We start from the raw sequence: 18,162 nt of genomic DNA on the forward strand, positions 1-18,162 counted from the left end.
AATAAAGCTTGCCAATTACAAAACCAATTTCTACTATTACCTCACCACTTCTTGAAAATTTTTTTTAATCAATCAGTTTTGAGAAAAAAATTGATCCCATACGTTGGCCATAGAGATTCCAAGACAAATTTTTGTCCTGGAGTAAGATGCCCTTCGCGACAAACAAAAATGCGAATAGTTCGCTTGATAGCTTTATCATTAATTAAACTGGATTCTCAATTTTGAATTCGGTAGCATTTTACTCAACAGGCAGCCTGCATTTTATGTGAGTCTCCTGTCTAAGACAAGAAGCCTAGCTGAGAACTCTAATTTTATGTAGTTTTGCGGGTGTAGTTCAATGGTAGAACATAAGCTTCCCAAGCTTAGAACGTGGGTTCGATTCCCATCACTCGCTCATTATTAAATGGGGGAAGGTTATACACAATTTTCTTTAAGATTCTAGCCGGCATTTTGACTGTCATCGTTGCAGTATTTGTTATCTCAGTCATTATTTTAATAAAGGTAGTCAATCCAAACGATTACAAAAATCGCATCGACCAATTCGTCTAAAATGAAACAAGCCATCATTTGATCTTAAAAGGCAACATGGGCTGGTCCTTTATCCCCTCATTAGGAGCGGATCTTAAGCAAGTAGAATTAACTAACCCTCAAGGATTTCCTGGACCAAATTTAGCCAAAAAATGAATTTATTGCTCAAGCAAGCGCCTTACTCAACCGTCAAACACCACAGCACCTCTTTTTAAAGAATAATAAAGAAACTACTTTTTAAAGAATAATAAAGAAACTACTTTTCTACGCTGACAGGCACTTACACCATTGAAAAAGGTATTGTCCAAAATAACGACCTTAAAATGGACAGAGGTCAAGTGAGAGCAACCGGGTTAGACATTATCAATTTGCCTAATAATAATCCTAATAATAATATTGATTACAAGCTAACAGAAGACTACATGAAACGAGGGGACCAACAAACCAATTTGAAGTGCCTATTCTTAATTAGAGGCACGCTTTTAGTTCCCCCAACATTCGGCCTGACTTATCAAGTTTAGCCACAAAAGTATTAACTAATGAAATTAAGAAAAAAGTAGAAAAATATACAGATAAGATTGGCAAGAAATTGAATCTAGATAAATTTATTAAAAATTTATTAGGAATGGATTCCCAACAATTTTCACAGGCTGCATTGCTTTGGTTTAAGCGTTTTGGCCGCCACGATCTTCCTTGGCAAAAGGATACCACTCCTTATCGAGTCTGGGTTTCCGAGATTATGCTGCAACAAACACAAGTTGTGACAGTAATCCCCTACTTCAAACGTTTTATGGATCGATTTCCAACTCTTACAACTTTAGCTTTGGCAAATATTGATGAGGTTCTTGCTCATTGGTCGGGCCTAGGTTACTACGCCCGTGCCCGTAATCTTCATCACACCGCGCAAATTATTCACAAAAAATATCAGGGTCAATTTCCTACTACAGTAGAAAATTTGACCTTATTACCCGGCATCGGCCAATCGACGGCAGGGGCTATTTTATCATTTGGGATGCATCGATATGCGGTGATTTTGGATGGCAATATAAAGCGTGTGTTAGCTCGTTACCATGCTTTGAATATCCCAATTAATCAATCGGATGGGATCAATTTATTATGGGATTTAGCAAAAAAATACACTCCTCGAAAGGACTGTTGGAATTACAATCAAGCCATGATGGATATTGGCGCTATGATATGCACCCGCACAAAACCTAAGTGCGCTCTTTGTCCTTTAAAAAAAAACTGCTTTGCTAATCAACAAGCTCGTCAAACCGAACTTCCTATCAAGAAACCCAAAATAAATCGACCACGCAAAAGCATCTATTTGGTCTTACTGCAAAATACCAAAGGCCATATTCTGTTGGAAAAACGGCCTCCCGTAGGAATATGGGGCGGATTATGGAGCTTTCCGGAATGTCCTATAGATGAAAATATCGAAAGTTGGTGTCGGACAAAATTTAATATTGGCGATACTATCAAACTCAAACGATGGAACTCTTTTTTTCACAAATTTAGCCACTTTGAGCTAGAAATTAAACCGATTTTACTGCAGATTGGCGTGAGAGCTTCGCAAATTATGGAAGGTGAATTCCAAATCTGGTATAAAAAAGACTTTCCCCTGCCGGGAGGGGTTGCTGCACCAGTATCACGATTACTTGAACAATTAAAGCACGATAAATAATATGACCCGCCGTATCTTCTGTCAAAAACTAGGTAAAGAGGCTGATGCGCTAAATTATCAACCCTATCCGGGCGAATTGGGACAACGCATTTACAAACAAATTTCTGAACAAGCTTGGGAAGCCTGGCTTTCTCATCAGACCATGCTAATTAATGAATATCGCCTGAGTCTCATTGACCCAAAAGCTCGTTATTTCCTCCAACAAGAGATGAAAAAATTCCTCTTTGGAACGGAAAGTGAGAAGCCGCCAGGTTACCTTGCTGAAGAAACTTAACCGCTCTTATTCACATGACAACTAGGCTCTCCTGCATCTTTTTGGCACAGAGGAATATGATGTTGCTGGCAAAAATGTTTCGATACTAACTGGCATGGTGGATCAGGTTCGCTCTGGAAAGCAACAGCAAGACAAGTCTCCTGATCTTTAAATATGGTATTGAAAGTAAGGGGCAACTGGGCGATAAAGAAAGCAGCACGCAGGAAAGCGTGTCAAAATACAAACTAATAAGGCGATGAAGAGAAGTTTACATCTTGTGGCATGCACAGGCACCAAGGATATTCTCCTGAGGAAAGCATCTTCATCAGGACCTCAAAGAAAATAATTCTCTTAGGCATAGACAGAAATATTAACCACTAGCATTAAACATAAACACGACATTAAAGAGTGTACTCGCATGTTAACTCCTATTTTTTATGTAAGTTTAGGATATTGGCGATACTAATCAATACTGGGGTTTTTGCTTTGTTGAAACTTAATTTGCTAGAACAGTAAATTTGTATCAAACTTATTTTGTCTTTAATTAATTTTTCTAAGGAGTATCTATGAACCCGTTAACACACGATACCCTAAAATCAAAATAATATTTTGAAAAAAAATAGCTTTCTTCACAGGACCGCTGTAAGTCTCTAAAATTATTAAGAAAAATAAGGAAGTTTCTGATAGTGGATATTCGTGCTTCCGATGATTATCAAAAAGGTCATGTTCCTAGGGCGATCAATCTTCCCCTAAAAGAATGGGACAAAGTAGCTGAAAAATTAGATAAAAAAAACTAATATTGTTTGTTATAGCCACGTGTGCGATTTAGCAACTAAAGATGCTGTAAAATTTGCAGATTAAGGGTTTCCTGTAATGCAAATGGATGGAGGCTTTAAGGCTTGGGGCAATCAAAAACTTAAAATTGAGAAATGATATTGACTTTAAAGGCGAGCTCAAGCACTATAAGGGCCCTTTCTCGGCCAGATAGCTCAGTCGGTAGAGCAGAGGACTGAAAATCCTCGTGTCGGCAGTTCAATTCTGCCTCTGGCCACCATAAAATCAATATATTACACTGCATTTTTTACTTCCACAAAATTTGATGTGGAAGAATTGTGGAAGTCGAACGATGTCATACGGAGGAACGTTAGGGTTGGGGTGCTTGTTTTTCTTCCACATACTTTCTCTTTAGCTTCCAATGGTTTTCCAAAAATAAAATTTTCTCGGTAAAAAATTGTTTTATATTTCGATAAATGCTTGCGTTTAGACATATTTGTGTTTAGACATATTATTTTCTCTGAGTAGTTTTTTCATTGGTGCGGCTTGCTAACGGGAGCCTCACTGAAACTATGCCATAAGACACCGATAAGCGATAACGGATTTAATGATAAGGCAGCATCTCTACCTCATGGTTTTAAACGACTGAATTAGAAAACGCTTTTAAAATCAGATCGACTTTATTAGGCTTTTTATGTGAAATTTGTAGTTCCTTTTACTTTTGCAATTAAAAATTTTGATACTCCATATCAAAAAAAGCGGAATTGTGTTGGTTAGGTAGATTCTTCATTTTTTAAACTCTGACAATATACTTTTTAATTGATCGTGACAAGAACTCTATCAAACTGACTCGCTTGTGAAGATCTAATATCGCCTTTAATAAACCGAATCCTTAGTTTTTTCTTACTTGCTTTGATCTTTAGCCTGTATCTTCTAGTTAATATCTGAGCTAGTTACTTAAAAACCATGTTCTGTTAATTAAGAAACTTGAGATCCTGTTCCGAAAGTGAAATCAAGAACAATCTTTAACTTATATTTCTTCAATATTTTTCTATCGTTTTATTATAATTGCATAGAAAGATTCATTAAATACATTATAATTTTTGTACTCTCATTGTAATGCGTTAGTTTGGTGCTTTTTTGTAAAGGAGATAGAAAAAAATTATCAATCTCATTCTATAGACAAACGATAAGACACATATTCATTACCTAAGTTAAAACCATAACTCTCATAAACCGTAAGAACGTCGAGATTGTTATGGTCAGTTTTTAGAATAATTCGAAATACACAATTTTTTATAGAAAATTATTTGATGTGATTAAGCAAGGCCTTCCCATAGGCCTTGCCTCTGTACATTTCGTCAATATACAAGTTTTGAAAGATCAAAATTTTACTGAGCGATAAGCTGCTAAATAATGGATAGAGCTAAGAAATCCTAACAGCATGATGATGTTTAGGGTCTGAAGTGTCATATGCAAGAAATACTATAACTTCTTATTGACGTAAACATGTCTTAATAAACGAAATATTTTTTGTCTCTCATGCGAGTGCTTATAAAAAGTCTAATAAGCTTCTAATAGCGGAGTAATGCTATCTATGTCATGTTCGTTAGCTTGTTTAATCAAATAGGATATTGTCATGATCAAGAATCTTTAAATCGTAAAAACAGTTATATATATATGAAATAAAATTTCATGTAAAACTAATTATTTTTTATTATGAACCCAATCAATTTCTTTCTTTTCAGATATCTTTAGATAATCCCAATTGTTTTTAAGGTATCCACGTCGGTCATTGACAAATTGTTCTGATAGACAAGTTTTTAAATCTGCATATTTCCTTCCTTCATGGATGAGGCTTCATCGATGAGATTTTAGATAATCACGGAAACGATGTCTGGCTATCTCTGGGTTTGCTACTTGAAATGTATAAATATGATGCCTTCGTTTATCTTCACACTTAACAAAAAATCAACGGCTAGAAATATTATATTCACCCTACTCTTTGTATTCTAACTTTTCTATCTGATCATCGCATTTATCAACTTGATCTATATTCTTAACTTCAAGGACAATGTCGATTGTTGGTTTAGCAGAAAGACCTGGTACTGATGTACTACCAATATGATGAATTTCAAAAAAAAATTATCAGAAAAAATTGATTTAATTCGTTCATCTTCTTCCTTAAACTAGTTTGGACAATCAGGATTATATAGTATCACTTCAATAATTTTTTTTCTTTTATTAAAATTAAATCCTCTATGTCATTGGGTGCTGATTTAAAAATTGACCTATCCCTTCGTTTCTCAACTTGCAAGAAGGGCAGTCATTACAGCCTAACTCAGGAATACTGCGATAATAGGTCACTGTTTTCTTGAGCAGATATTTCAATATACCCAACTGATATCCTAATTCCATGGCTTCCTTTTTTGTCATTTCGAAAAGCTGTTCGTATTTCAAAATTATCTCCGTTTAAATCAATTTGCATAATTTTTAAATAAATCTATGTAGTCACGATTACAATCGCCATAACCTGAACTAGCAGATTCACTTCCTATAATACCCATATAAATACATTGAGGGCCAAGATGCTGCGCGTGAATAGAAGCTAGCCTTGCCCATTAATCCATTACGACTAATCACTAACGTGTTCTTAGGATTTTCCTGCTGCTCGTCTTTAATTTCCGCTGTACTATCCATCAAAGCATTATGAGTAATTTTTTTCAAATAATCGATCAATAGATAACTCAACATGATCCACATTTTACTCTTCACAAATTTTTCTCGCATGTTCCAATTCCAATGAATGAGGTTATCCATATTTAAAGGATATACTTAATACATTTCTCGGACTAAACTTCTTAATGGCTACCGCTAAACACAAGGATAAATTAATGCCATCCGAATGAACAATAATCGTTTTTTTCTTCATTTGCTTCCTAGATCTTGAAATTTATGAATTTAATTCTTAACATCTCCTAGATTTTATAACGTATACCCGATATCACGTATCAAGCTCCTAAATTTGGGACAGCCATGGGAGACCTTTGCACTGTGTTGTAATTTGGTGTTTTTGGAATGTTAGGACAACTCCAAACGTGAACCACTTTTTTTCTTCTACCTCACATAATCATGAGAAAGCAAGAGAGCCAATTCTGAATTAGCAACCAATATGGATTGTTCTCCTAATATTTTCCAAATGAGAGTTATTGATTAAAAATCTTCTAAGCCATTGAAATAATATCACAGTGCCTTCTTCAATATCAGTTTTTTCCACTCTGAGCTGATCCTCGTCCGACAAACGGAGGCAGTATTTATTCCAAGAGATAATTGTGATCGCGCCAGTAATAACCGTCAAATCTTTATAATCAGCATCGGTTTTTTGACAAGCTTCTTGCCCACGACTGAAGATGGTTTCATACATCATTGAAGTTACATTATCCGTTAACAGTTGCAGGCTTTCATAACCGAACCGTAGGTACACTGCACATATGGTTTCATCCGATACCCATGATTTATTTATAAAAGGAACACTTGAGATGCCATGATTAAAATTCTCAACTATTCGATTTGGAAAATTTTGAAAAACTGCACAAGTTCTCTCAAAAGTGTTGTACGTTCAACATAAATATTAACTTCTTTCTCTGCGCTCAGCATTTTCGGGAGAAACCCAAGTACTACTCCAGCTAACTATTGGACGTACATACACTCCCTTTTTTCAGCATTGGCTGTCTGGTGAGAAAAGTGGGCCATAGAAAGTTCCTTTTCTGTGATAAGGGCCTTTGTTGTAAAGCCAAAATCCCTTTAAACGATTGTGTAAATTGCCCTTCTCATAAGCCTGCCAATGCCTCCTGGAGGAACCAATGATAGTAAATCTTACAGTTTACTAACCTTTGTACTTTTAACCCACCTTCTTCCCATTCATCAAACAGTCTCAACATATTTTAATCGCTATCTATAACATAATATTAAATTAATCCACACCTATCTCACGACTATTGATTCCGACATCGGTAAATCTTTATTTTTTTGTAATCATACTCAGAGTTTGCTTTCTAGCGAAACTTTAATAGGAAAAAATTGGTCAGGATTTTTTAATACAAAGATACTAATTTCTTGCACTAGAATTTCAGAGCTAATTACTAATTATTGGTAATTATTGGCTTGACCACTATGGCTTTTAGATTGAAATTATAGAAAATTCAAAATCTTGAATCACGTCAAGGATACGTAATTGACTTCTGAAACCCTAATCAAAAATCAAAAAAAGAGAAAAAACTTCCAGCTTGGATATTGAAAAGCTCTGCAAAATACTTAAATATCGTTTTTACACTTTCTTGTGCGGAGATCTTGAAACCATTTTCTCAATAGTACTAAAAATAAAATTACGATTCAATCTCGAATACAGATTAAAAATATTATCTAAAAAAAAGACAACGTTACTGTCACTTTTAGAGAGGGAATATAAAAAAATTATGATTTAATCGTTTATGCTGATGGCATTCATTCTAACGTCAGGCAATTAATTTTTAGTGAAGAAAATCAATTTTCTCGTTACCTAGGTTATCGTATTAGAGCCTTCATCTAACCAAATACTGCTAATATTTATAATGCATTTTATGCTTATTTTTTCTAGAAAAAGAGGTCGCTATTTATTCTGTAGCTAATGATAAATTGGATAATTTTTTTATTTATAAATTACAGAAATCGCTTTAAGGTAATGCTAAGAAAAGATTGCGCAAACATTTTAAAGAGCTGAATTAGCAAATACTTTATATATTTATAACCTTAGAGCAAGCTAAAGAAGTTTTTTTGAACACTTTAACATAAATTAAAATGCTGAATTGCTACCAAAACTGCGTTGTATTGGTAGGCAATGCTTGTCAATGTCTAACTTTAATGGCAGGACAAGGAGCTTCAATGGCAATGGCTGGAGGCTATACATTATTGACAATGTTGCATCAAAATAGGAGCAATTATCAACGTGCCTTCCGTACTTATTATCAAAAATTACTGAAACCTCCTATCTAACGGAAACAAAAAGACACTCGTCGTTTTATCTGATCGTTTTTACCTAACACGTGCTTCGAGCTTTTTTTACTATTATTTTCTTTCAAAATTTATGACGTTTCCATTTTTTTTGCAAAATTAATTTTTAAAAGTTTATTAAAATAAGACTTGATTTTGACCTAATTAAAAGAGTTAGGTCACTTATATGAGAGTGCTCAGTCATTACGGTCGTTCTATTCATTTCAGAGTCAGCACATTATTTTTAGAGCAGTTTGATAACATTAAAAATCAAAATGATCTATAAACACTTAAATATAAAACATGAATTAACTGATTAAGCTTCGTATTAATTAATAAAAATTTTATCATGCATGATTGTGCAAAATCCAATTATTAGGGTTTTTAATAAGAAAATAAATATAATAAAAAAGTGGATTTAATATTTCGATATTATCGTAAGTCTATATTTATTTTCATTAATAATTTATATAAAGAGTTTAACAATCAATCATACACTCAACAGAATCACTAAGGATCCTGCCATAAAGAGCAATACCTTTGGAGGCAAACAACGAATAATAAATGCAGACAAATGGGCAGTAATCCCTTAACCGACAATTAACCTTAGTATAATAGGCCAATGGGAAATAGCGCAATCGCCTTAAAAAGGTGAGAGAAAAACTCACTGAAATAAGAAATTCAGCGAGATTGGTTTGTATACCTTGGCTCTTCATTATCTCGCGCCAGAAGAGATGATAAGACGATTGTCCCCCATCCCGCCACAACCAACCACATCAGAAAATCCATCTGAAATACTGATCGGAATGAGGAGGTATAACCGGTGAGAAGGCTTTTCTTGTCTAATATTTTATGGATTAGCTGAATTATATTTTCATCCAATTAATTTTATGAAATACTCGATATAAGATGATTACTCCCATTCCAAACAAATAAATAGAAACAATAAGCTTAATAATATTTTCAGCTACTTTTATTAAAAAAATAGGCTCCAATGATACTCTACTAATAATTCTCAGAAGAATAAGGCCACGAAATAAACGGTAATCAATATTTTCAAACATAGCATGTGATAAGCCTGAAATACCCGTTGTTAGAATTTCAGCAGCATGAATTTCTCCACTCGCAGCGCTTAGATCAATTTCCACAGAAAGCAATATACTCATACTAATACGTAAGCCATCCGTAATGCACCATCGATAATCTGCATCAAAAATCCAATGCCTAAAAATATTGAAAATTCTAACAAGGTTACTTCTTCCGAGCTGTAATTTTAATTTAAAATATTTTCTAAAAAAAAGGTGACCAAATTCTCCTTGATAATAAATCGGATCGATCTCAAAAGTGGGCCGGGATGCAGGATAGGTTTTGGCATATTTTCCTTATAGAGCTTTGAAAATCTCTTGCAATTCAAGATTGTCCTCTATAAAGAGCAAAAGCGCCCCTGCGCCAATATAATTAAAGGCGCATGAGAAGGAAATATGGGAACGAATCCGAACGAATCCGTTGGCTTAAAGTGATCAACTGGAACTCTCTTTCTATATAAAATAAGCCTAAATGGATACAAATAAGGCTATTTTGATTCTGCAAGGAACTCCGTTTGAGGGAGGTCCACATCAGAATTTTTTTAACCGTGATTTACGTTGCTTCCCTTGTAATTCTTGTAGAAAGACAATATCTGCATTCAGGGAATGCAGTACTTCACAAATATCGGGCAGCACAAAACGGACGATTGCAAATGCTAAACCTCTTATGGATGTTAATAAGAAATAATAGTTAAATTATTTTGATTGGTTTTCAGACTTTCAATAGCCTTCGCCAATTTGTGTAAATCTTAGCCACCTCTGTATCTATTGAATTCATATTATAACAGGTTATCATATTATAAATAGGTTATAATAAGTTATAATAGAAGTATGGTTTCGAATAATCCACCATTATCCTTGTTTGATTCACTAGAATATGTCAAAAAGCAAACACTTTCCTCATCTCTTTATCCCGAGTACAACCAAAACGATATCGAAAAAGCCTTGAATTTTTTGAAATGTTACACAGGTAGTCAAGGAACTTTTAATTCTTATAGACGCGAAATTGAGCGCTTGCTACATTGGTGTACGTTAGCTGTTAAAAAAAGCTTAAATGAAATAAAACGGGAGGATATAGAAGCCTTTGTGGTCTTTTGTCAAAATCCTCCCAAAAATTGGATTGGGATTAGCAAACTTCCTCGCTTTATTATCAAAGAAAGTAAACGTATTCCTAATGCAAAATGGCGGCCTTTTGTAGTTACTCTTTCTAAAGTGCAGTATCGAAAAGGTCAGCAGCCCAAAATAAAAAATTTCGAACTCTCTCAAGGAGCTTTAAGAGAACTCTTTGCAATTTTAAGCAGTTTTTTTAATTATCTTTTACAAGAAGAATATATAAGAGCTAACCCCGTCGCGCTGATCCGCCAAAAAAGTAAGTTCATCCGAAAAATTCAAGGCCAACCTAAAATAAGACGACTTTCAGAACTACAGTGGTATTATGTCATAAACACTGCCACAACCTTAGCCGATAAGAATCCAGAAATCCATGAACGGACTCTTTTTATCTTGTCAATCCTTTATTCTATGTATTTACGGATATCCGAATTGATAGCAAGCCCGCGTTGGATGCCTAAAATGAATGATTTTTTTCGTGATAGCAATGGTAACTGGTGGTTTGTGACCGTGGGTAAAGGTAATAAACAACGGCAAATTGCTGTAAGTGAAGCCATGTTAGAAGCCCTCAAACGATGGCGAAAACATCTTAATTTATCGCCGCTGCCTTCTCCCGCTGATAATTCACCTCTGCTGCCACGAATAAAGGGCAAAGGTCCTATTCAGAGTACTAACTCTATTCGAAAAATTGTCCAATACTGCTTTGATCAGGCTGTTTATCAGTTAAAAGAAAACGGCTTTGAAGAAGAAGCTGAAGTGCTCCTTGAGGCCACCGTTCATTGGCTTAGACACACAGGCATCTCCGAAGATGTAAAAATTCGTCCGCGTGAACATGTGCGTGATGACGCCGGTCACAGTTCGAGCGTTATTACGGATAAATATATCGACATTGAATTACATAAACGCCATCAATCCGCTAAAAAGAAGTCAATTTATTAACGAAGCGGCGATTTTGTTAGGTAAGGCGCGCAATGCTAACAAAAAACTACTAAAAGCGATTATCGCGACCATATACATGGCAACACTCAAGGCTAAGGTATAAAGCAAATAGCTGGCTTGATAAATAACATTTACGAGATGGGAAGATAAATGTGCTATTGCTTGCTTTTCTGAGAGAGTCCCAGTCAAAATTCCGTTTATTTGTGATTCATGAAGCTGGGCTATTGGGCCTAGTGAGCAAGGAAGAAAGATAAATAAGTCGTCTGTTCACATGAAAAGTAACTGAGCCTATCAAAGCAAGTCTTAGAGAACTTCCGAGTTGCCGAAAAGCCCCCCAATATTCCACCACCAATCCCTCTTTGATGAGGAAACACGGTGATAAGACCTGTACTGTAACCATTGGGCATGAAATCAGAAGTGGAGTAGCAAAACCCAAGGCGAGAAAACTAGGAAACATCCAAATATATTCATATATTCCTGGGTCCATGCTGTTGCCAGAAGTTATGTCATACCACAAGAAGGGCTCCAAAGCTAATGGGTAAGCATAGGCTTAAACTATCACTCCTGCAATGGGTCCTTATAAAAATTAAAGGAATGGTTACCAGCAACATCAAAAACTCAGCTAAAGCCCAGTTAACATTTGACCAAACTGCAAAATATCTTGAATAAAAATCATCTAGAAAAAAGTATAAAAGCTTCCTGTATCAAAATCAATACTAATAACGCCTTGGAAAAAGCTATTTTTAAAAATTCTAAGTTCCACAAGTGGATTTTTTAACCAACGCTCCAGGACTACAAAGAGAAACCTGGTTAATAAACTCGTTATCAAAAGGCCTCAAATTATCAGTGAACACCACCCCAAAGAAGGAGCTTCCATAAAAGTTAAAATAAAACTAGATAAACAAATAGCTAACAAAGCAAACCTAAGCCAATCGATAGAAATTCTTTCTTAGCACTGAGTTTTAGGAAAGTTTTAGGAAAGTTTTAGGAAAAGATTTCAAGAATGACAATGGCTCCCTATCGTGGGAATGATAAAAGCACCTCTAATTCCCTGAATAGCTCGACTAACGATAACACATAGCCCTAACTGATCCATCGCACACAAGAGCGATGCCAGAATAAAAATTAAAAATGATCGTTCCTCCCAAAAACGTGCGATGATGGCTAATTAAATCTCCAATCTTTACTCCGAAAATTACGACAGCTGCTAAACTCAGAACATAGGCATTGATTATTCAATCTAATACATGACTACTGGTATTCAGATTACGCTTCATCTGGGGAAGCACAACAGAAACTGCTACTGTTTAATGAATAAAAATTAATGAAAATGCTGTTGCCATTGCAACTAAAACTCAGCATTTTTGATTACTATTATTTTTACTAGAGTTTTGAGAAGGTATGTTCATGTATTAATTTTTTAGGCTTCAAATTTGCTGAATTTTGATAATGAGTTTTTGATTTTTATTGGCTAAAATTAATTTAAAAATTTTAATTAATTGATCCAGAGGAATTTCCCTAATCACCCCGTCACCCAAAAAATAAAGTATCCTGTCCGTAAAAATAATTTTGGATTAATAAGCTTTCTTCCAAGAGTTTTTCGACTATAGTGAAGGAACCCTTTTGTAAAAACAAGGTAAAGATTTCTGTTAATTCAGAGAGGCTAATATAGCGAAAATTGGGATTATCAGAGTTGCCAAAATTAGCTGTCTTAATGTAAATTCAAGATTGCAATTCTTCATTTCCACTCGATAATCTTTCTATTTCTTCTTTATTCCCTTCCAATAGGGTTTTTTAAATCAGACAATGAAAACCTGCTAGAAAAAACGGAATTCAATTTATCATATCAACCCTTGGAAATGGAAAGGCGTTAAAAGAATGAACATTATTTTAGAAAATAATGTTCGGAGGAAGTTTTAGATTGAGCGCCTTCTTACAGATAATTATTTTTGCTTCTTAATTTGCTTCTTCGATTTTTTTACTTTTTTTCTTAATTAAAAAAAACTGCGCAGTTCACAATTGAAGTACATACCTTTTTTTATAAAAGGTAAATAAAATTTTTTCAATAAATTTATTTATAATCAATAACTTAAAAATAACTCTCTTGCCAGCGACGACCACCATCATAAATTTCGTTTATGATAAAACCAAAAGAAAGGGTGTCTAACTGGGACTGGTTTGAGAGAACTTGGCTTTTGAGATACCACAATCTTCAGTATACTAATAGACTGAGTGATCTCTGATATTTAAATCTTTTATGGAATTCAAGTGAACGAATTAAAAAGCTAATGAAGGGGGGGGAGGAGAAGTTGAAAACTTGCTTTCTTTCGAGCCATGGTTTTGAGTGGCTCGCCATTTTTAAAATGGCTTTACAACACGCTAATAATCAAGTAGTGACCGATTGGAAAGCTATCTACTCCGGGAGCAAATAAGACTTTGTTTCACAAACCTTTATGAAGAAAACAATAAAATAAATTATTTTCGATTAGCTTTAAAAAGCGAAATACCAAAAGCATTTAGGAGAAAAACCTGGAATTCCTTACGTGGTACCAGTCGATAGCCCGAGTAATTAATTTCAGCGAATCCAATCAGAAATCTCAATTATTAGAATCTTAATCCAAAATTTTGATGGGCTTTAATTAGCGGTAGTAATAAATTTATTAACGCAATGTGGAACAACATTCCTCTCTTGAAGACACTTTTTTGTGGACAAATAATTTCTTTAGCGACTTACGGGTTGGGAGGTTTAGCATAGGATTAATACTTCTGCTAGCCTATCAGATCAAATCAATAATTTTCAACACGCCTTAGCGAGCGGGCCAGGTTGACATTATAAAAGAGATATGGAAGAGCAATCTGATTATAAGCTAGTGGGCTATTGGTAAAGCGTACTTGACCGATTCTGAAGGAAGAAATTGGGAAAATTCTACACCTTTAAGCGATGTCGCTATTAATTTTCTATATGCTTTAATAAGTGACTGTAAGGAGATAGTCAGTGTTTTTTGGTATAACTATCATGGGTTGACAGCGTATGTTCGTGAAGAAAATAATACGAAAAATAATATCGCTCCTTCATTACTACTAGCGGCGTTTAGAAGCACATTAAAAAATCATGATAGTTACTTTGTAAAGGCTCTATGGATAGAAAAGATAGAATAACTCTATATTAATTAAGTTTCTTTAGAGTAATGCATTGAAGATTATAAAACCAGCTTATGCATTTGCATTTAGATTCTGGAAATAAGTAGCTTTCTTTGGGACAATGAAGAGTTAAAGAACTAGTTTTGGGGATTTGAAATCAATTTCGGCACACAAAGAAAAACAGCTTTCTATATTACATTGCTCAAAAATTTTAAGTTCGTATTAGCCAGCCGTCAATTAACCCACATAAATGCACTTTGGTTAAATAACAATCGATTGCACAACCTCATTGCTTCTTCTAATTATTAAGGAATTGGTCTTTAAGTAGTTTCAGTACCTTCACCACAAAATTTATCGACATGCTGGATTTAAATACCATTAAGGACACCTTTAAGCCATGATCGGATGGGAAATTCGATAAATGAAATAATTCTGTCTCTTCTCCAAAAACGATTGGGCAATTAAATGATTCAGAAGCTCTTAGTGCTTCGAGACGAAGCAGATTAAACCCTAGCTTGTTTTTTTGCGTCTTACCCCATGATGGAAGAAATTACACCAAGCAGTTCAAATTTAATGATAAAGTTGAATTTAATGATAAAGTTTAGCTAATAAGAAAATTATTCAGATTCTTCCATCCATTTAGTTAGCGCATCCACGATCTTTTGTGCCTGCTCATTGCTAGAAATAGTAAACTTGTAGCGCTGTTTAAATTCACCAGAACGTTTTTGATAGCGCCGAATGGTATAACTCACCGGATTATAAGCTTGTTTCGATCGGTTCCAGGTTTGGATCTTATAAAGAATAGTGCACCAGGCACCTTTTGTTAAGATGACTTTATCAAGCTGTCTAAGCGTGACAATACCATCTTCAACATATTCGACTGTTAAATCATCAATTGTTTCCGACACGATTCTTCCTCCTACTTTAAATAAGTGATATACGTTTGCTTTGGGAGGTTGTCAAGTATTGACTCTTAGTGATCATTATTGAAAAAAAAAGTATAGAGGCGCGTATAATGACTCTCTTCGTTAGTAGGATGGCTTTCAAAAACGACTAATTCTTTGGCTGTAGTGAACCAGATTATCACACAGGATTGAATTAAAGTTTGTGATAAAGCGGCGTAATTTTTCTAACGTAATATGGAGCAAGTAAGGGCGACCCTCGCTTTCAAGCTCCACCTTTTTAGCCAATCCATTTATTCCATGAAAAAAGCTCATTAAGGCTGCTGGAGTTTTCCAGCTAAGCTGCTACAATTTCAGTTTTTTTTAGGAGGAAAATAGTCTATCTTTATATGTGGCTATTAGCGTTCTGATATCGTTGCTGCTATTTCACTTATGTTGAGCATCCTTATTGGAGCTGTGCCTTTTTCAAAGGTTTATTCGGGCTTTAGTAAGCCTGCAGTTATTACTGTAGCTTGTGTAATGATTATTTCTCAAGTAATTACGTGTTTGGAACTGATAGATTTTATTGTTCACAAAATTACGTTTGCCACTAAAAGTCGGATCCTCAATCTAGCCATTTTATCAATAATTAGCAGCACATTATCGACCTTTATGAATAATGTTAAAGCGTTCACCTTCGCTCCTATTAATGCCGATTGCCCTAGCGTCAGCCATGGGCGGATTATTAGTCACATTAATAGGCGACCCATCCTAACTTACTGATTTTTTCTTACTACGAAAGTTTTACGGGCCAACCGTTTGACATTTTTGATTTTGCTTACATTGGATTTTTTGTTGCCATAGCAGGAATTTTATTTATTGCATTGGTCGGCTGGCGTTTGTTGCCTCATCGTAAAGCACCTAAACAAACAGAAGAGATCTTTCAAGTCCAGTACTATTTTACGAAAGTTAAAATTACAGAAAAATCAACGGTAGTGAAAAACACTGTAAATGATTTTGAAAAATTAATTGAAGCAGATTTTTAGATTATCAAATTAATTCGTAATAAGAAGAAATATTTTGTTTTATCACCCGATAAAAAACTCTAAATCGATGATATTTTAATTGTAGAAATTTCTTTAGAAGATTTACAAGATCTTTTACAAGCAGGGAAACTAGAATAGTCAGCGATAGAACGTTTTCTTCAGAAATGTTAAATTCCGAAAAAATTGGCCTTTTGGAGGCCGTAATTCCACCAGGATCGCGAGTAGAAAATCGTTTGTCTAAATTCCTACAATTGTGAGCGCGCTATCGTATTAATTTATTAGCTATCGCTTGGGAAAGGGCCCCTTTTCGCCAACCCCTTCATGAGGAATAGATGTTGGCATAAAAAGATGGGCTTTTGTTCCCGTAATTATTTTCGCAATAGCGATTTTCCTTTCCACTATGCAATAGCTTCCCCTGGAAGTGTCTTTCGGAGCAGCCGTTCTGGCTTTATTTATTATTGCTTCTCTTGCTTCCCACTCGATTAATTTACGAAAGTATTGACTTGTGGGTGATTGTTTTACAGGGGGTTATGATCCCCGTGGGAGAAGCTTTACAGTCTTACCGGCGGTACGACGCTTATCGCTCATTTTATTCTTTTAATTAACAAGCAATATCCCACATTTATCATTTTGAGATTAATTATGATTATTACCATAATCATCTGATTTTATAAACAATGCAGAAACAGCAGTAGTGATGGCTCCTATTGCCGTCGCAGTGACCAAAACCATCCACGTTCACAGAGATCCTTTTTTTAATGGCTGTCGCTATAGGAGGAGCTTCATGTTCTTTCTTAACTCCTCTATCGGTCGTTAATTTTATGGGCCTGGTGGGGCCCCTTTAAGAAGGTAAAGAAGGAATTTCTAATTCTTTAAAATTCCAAAGGTCATGATCCATCAATTGGCTAGGTTTAAGGCTTAATATTGCTTAGTGCCCGCAGCATGTTACTTGGTACTTTTAGATTTTCTTTTGTTAACTCATCAATGAACTGCTTTACTCACCGATGCATGAGGTTTTCTTTAAGAACCAAAAAGATTACAAGGAATTAATGGGAAACATTGTTCTTGAGCATATTTAATAATGTCTTTTTCCTGACAATAAGCTAAAGGTTGAATAAGGATATGACCTTTATTGTCAGTTAATATTTGGGTGGCATCGAACGAATTTGACCGTTGTAGAAAACAGAAAGGAGCAATGTTTGAATCAAATCGTCTCGATGATGTCCAGAGGCGATTTTGTTAAAGTCATGTTCTTCAGCATAGCGATAATAATACCGCGACCTAATCGAGAACATAATGAGCAGTAGGTTTTACCTTCCGGAATTTTATCTTTAACAATGGAATAAGTATCACGAGTGAAAATTTTATAGAGAATTCAATGACTTTTCATCCGTTGACGCAAGGCAGAATCATTCCACACCGGCTGAGATTGGTCAAGTATAAATTCAAAAATATCAAATTTGTAATTACCCTCGGTGCGAATCAGATTAAGGAGCTTTAAAAGAGTATAAGAATCTTTACCGCCCAATAAACAAACCATTACTCGATTACCTTTATCAATCATACGATAGTCATTCATGGCTTTCTTAGTATAATGAAGCAGCTTTTTTCAATAGGAGTTTGGCCGGTCATAGGCAGGTTATATTCACTTCATTCATTACGCTAATTCAATGGCTTATGTCTGTGGTGAGTA

At 35.0% G+C, this 18,162-nt stretch carries 17 protein-coding genes, 2 tRNA genes and 1 pseudogene; 11 read left to right on the forward strand and 9 right to left on the reverse strand.

Annotation, left to right across the window (positions count from 1 at the left end; translation table 11 throughout):
* Window positions 1–323: 323 nt before the first annotated feature.
* The 3 genes from CleRt_RS04400 to CleRt_RS04415 all read left to right on the forward strand — a co-directional run bounded on the left by CleRt_RS04400 (window position 324) and on the right by CleRt_RS04415 (window position 2,486).
* Window positions 324–394, forward strand: a tRNA-Gly gene (locus CleRt_RS04400).
* 723 nt (window positions 395–1,117) lie between these two features.
* Window positions 1,118–2,212 (forward strand): A/G-specific adenine glycosylase, encoded by a 1,095-nt coding sequence (gene mutY / locus CleRt_RS04410; protein ID WP_235378834.1) that lies wholly within the window; start codon window positions 1,118–1,120, stop codon window positions 2,210–2,212.
* A 1-nt stretch (window position 2,213) separates the two neighbouring features.
* Window positions 2,214–2,486 (forward strand): oxidative damage protection protein, encoded by a 273-nt coding sequence (locus CleRt_RS04415; protein ID WP_048875240.1) that lies wholly within the window; start codon window positions 2,214–2,216, stop codon window positions 2,484–2,486.
* On the opposite strand, the gene CleRt_RS14555 is transcribed toward CleRt_RS04415, so the two are convergent.
* Complete coding sequence (locus tag CleRt_RS14555; protein ID WP_503465666.1) at window positions 2,483–2,662, reverse strand: hypothetical protein; 180 nt, start codon at window positions 2,660–2,662, stop codon at window positions 2,483–2,485. The two genes, CleRt_RS04415 and CleRt_RS14555, sit on opposite strands and share 4 nt — an antisense overlap.
* A 489-nt stretch (window positions 2,663–3,151) precedes the next feature.
* Between CleRt_RS14555 and CleRt_RS11840 the strand changes: the two genes are divergently transcribed.
* The gene (locus tag CleRt_RS11840; RefSeq protein ID WP_235378835.1) at window positions 3,152–3,262 is read left to right on the forward strand and encodes a rhodanese-like domain-containing protein; all 111 of its coding nucleotides are present in this window, start codon (window positions 3,152–3,154) and stop codon (window positions 3,260–3,262) included.
* 181 nt (window positions 3,263–3,443) lie between these two features.
* Window positions 3,444–3,519: transfer RNA gene (locus CleRt_RS04425), tRNA-Phe, on the forward strand.
* A gap of 1,718 nt (window positions 3,520–5,237) precedes the next feature.
* Here CleRt_RS04425 and CleRt_RS13250 read toward each other — a convergent pair.
* The 4 genes from CleRt_RS13250 to CleRt_RS04435 form a co-directional block, all read right to left on the reverse strand.
* On the reverse strand, window positions 5,238–5,372 hold the full coding sequence (locus CleRt_RS13250; RefSeq protein WP_306686825.1) for a GrpB family protein: 135 nt from the start codon (window positions 5,370–5,372) through the stop codon (window positions 5,238–5,240).
* 126 nt (window positions 5,373–5,498) lie between these two features.
* Window positions 5,499–5,699: a 7-cyano-7-deazaguanine synthase gene (locus CleRt_RS10700; protein WP_200899545.1), complete on the reverse strand. Its 201-nt coding sequence runs from the start codon at window positions 5,697–5,699 to the stop codon at window positions 5,499–5,501.
* Between the two features lie 87 nt (window positions 5,700–5,786).
* Window positions 5,787–6,029 (reverse strand): adenine nucleotide alpha hydrolase family protein, encoded by a 243-nt coding sequence (locus CleRt_RS10705; RefSeq protein WP_235378837.1) that lies wholly within the window; start codon window positions 6,027–6,029, stop codon window positions 5,787–5,789.
* Window positions 6,030–6,399: 370 nt separating this feature from the next.
* Window positions 6,400–6,666 (reverse strand): hypothetical protein, encoded by a 267-nt coding sequence (locus tag CleRt_RS04435; RefSeq protein ID WP_048875241.1) that lies wholly within the window; start codon window positions 6,664–6,666, stop codon window positions 6,400–6,402.
* Window positions 6,667–8,075: 1,409 nt separating this feature from the next.
* Here CleRt_RS04435 and CleRt_RS04440 point away from each other — a divergent pair.
* The gene (locus CleRt_RS04440) at window positions 8,076–8,270 is read left to right on the forward strand and encodes a hypothetical protein (RefSeq protein WP_048875242.1); all 195 of its coding nucleotides are present in this window, start codon (window positions 8,076–8,078) and stop codon (window positions 8,268–8,270) included.
* An 863-nt stretch (window positions 8,271–9,133) separates the two neighbouring features.
* Here CleRt_RS04440 and CleRt_RS10050 read toward each other — a convergent pair.
* Entirely contained in the window at window positions 9,134–9,433 is a 300-nt protein-coding gene (locus CleRt_RS10050; protein WP_048875243.1) for a hypothetical protein, read from the reverse strand.
* 750 nt (window positions 9,434–10,183) lie between these two features.
* Here CleRt_RS10050 and CleRt_RS04450 point away from each other — a divergent pair.
* Window positions 10,184–11,401, forward strand: a complete 1,218-nt coding sequence (locus tag CleRt_RS04450) for a tyrosine-type recombinase/integrase (RefSeq protein WP_048875244.1) — start codon at window positions 10,184–10,186, stop codon at window positions 11,399–11,401.
* Here the strand turns inward: CleRt_RS04450 and CleRt_RS04455 are convergent.
* Entirely contained in the window at window positions 11,390–11,590 is a 201-nt protein-coding gene (locus CleRt_RS04455) for a hypothetical protein (protein ID WP_048875245.1), read from the reverse strand. The genes CleRt_RS04450 and CleRt_RS04455 overlap by 12 nt on opposite strands.
* A gap of 2,120 nt (window positions 11,591–13,710) precedes the next feature.
* Between CleRt_RS04455 and CleRt_RS13255 the strand changes: the two genes are divergently transcribed.
* The gene (locus tag CleRt_RS13255; protein WP_306686591.1) at window positions 13,711–13,833 is read left to right on the forward strand and encodes a hypothetical protein; all 123 of its coding nucleotides are present in this window, start codon (window positions 13,711–13,713) and stop codon (window positions 13,831–13,833) included.
* 460 nt (window positions 13,834–14,293) lie between these two features.
* Window positions 14,294–14,560, forward strand: coding sequence for a hypothetical protein (locus CleRt_RS04465; RefSeq protein ID WP_048875247.1), 267 nt, complete (start codon window positions 14,294–14,296; stop codon window positions 14,558–14,560).
* Window positions 14,561–15,159: 599 nt separating this feature from the next.
* Here the strand turns inward: CleRt_RS04465 and CleRt_RS04470 are convergent.
* Window positions 15,160–15,450, reverse strand: coding sequence for a hypothetical protein (locus tag CleRt_RS04470; protein ID WP_048875248.1), 291 nt, complete (start codon window positions 15,448–15,450; stop codon window positions 15,160–15,162).
* A 426-nt stretch (window positions 15,451–15,876) separates the two neighbouring features.
* Between CleRt_RS04470 and CleRt_RS08355 the strand changes: the two genes are divergently transcribed.
* Both CleRt_RS08355 and CleRt_RS10055 read left to right on the forward strand, forming a co-directional pair.
* Window positions 15,877–16,206: a hypothetical protein gene (locus CleRt_RS08355; RefSeq protein WP_053097883.1), complete on the forward strand. Its 330-nt coding sequence runs from the start codon at window positions 15,877–15,879 to the stop codon at window positions 16,204–16,206.
* Between the two features lie 101 nt (window positions 16,207–16,307).
* A complete protein-coding gene (locus tag CleRt_RS10055) occupies window positions 16,308–16,469 on the forward strand; it encodes a hypothetical protein (RefSeq protein ID WP_157870836.1) in 162 nt (53 codons plus the stop codon).
* 841 nt (window positions 16,470–17,310) lie between these two features.
* Here the strand turns inward: CleRt_RS10055 and ttcA are convergent.
* Window positions 17,311–18,048: pseudogene (gene ttcA / locus CleRt_RS04480) on the reverse strand (tRNA 2-thiocytidine(32) synthetase TtcA).
* Between the last annotated feature and the right edge of the window lie 114 nt (window positions 18,049–18,162).

Source organism: Candidatus Coxiella mudrowiae (genome assembly GCA_001077715.1).
GTDB classification, from domain to species: domain Bacteria; phylum Pseudomonadota; class Gammaproteobacteria; order Coxiellales; family Coxiellaceae; genus Coxiella; species Coxiella mudrowiae.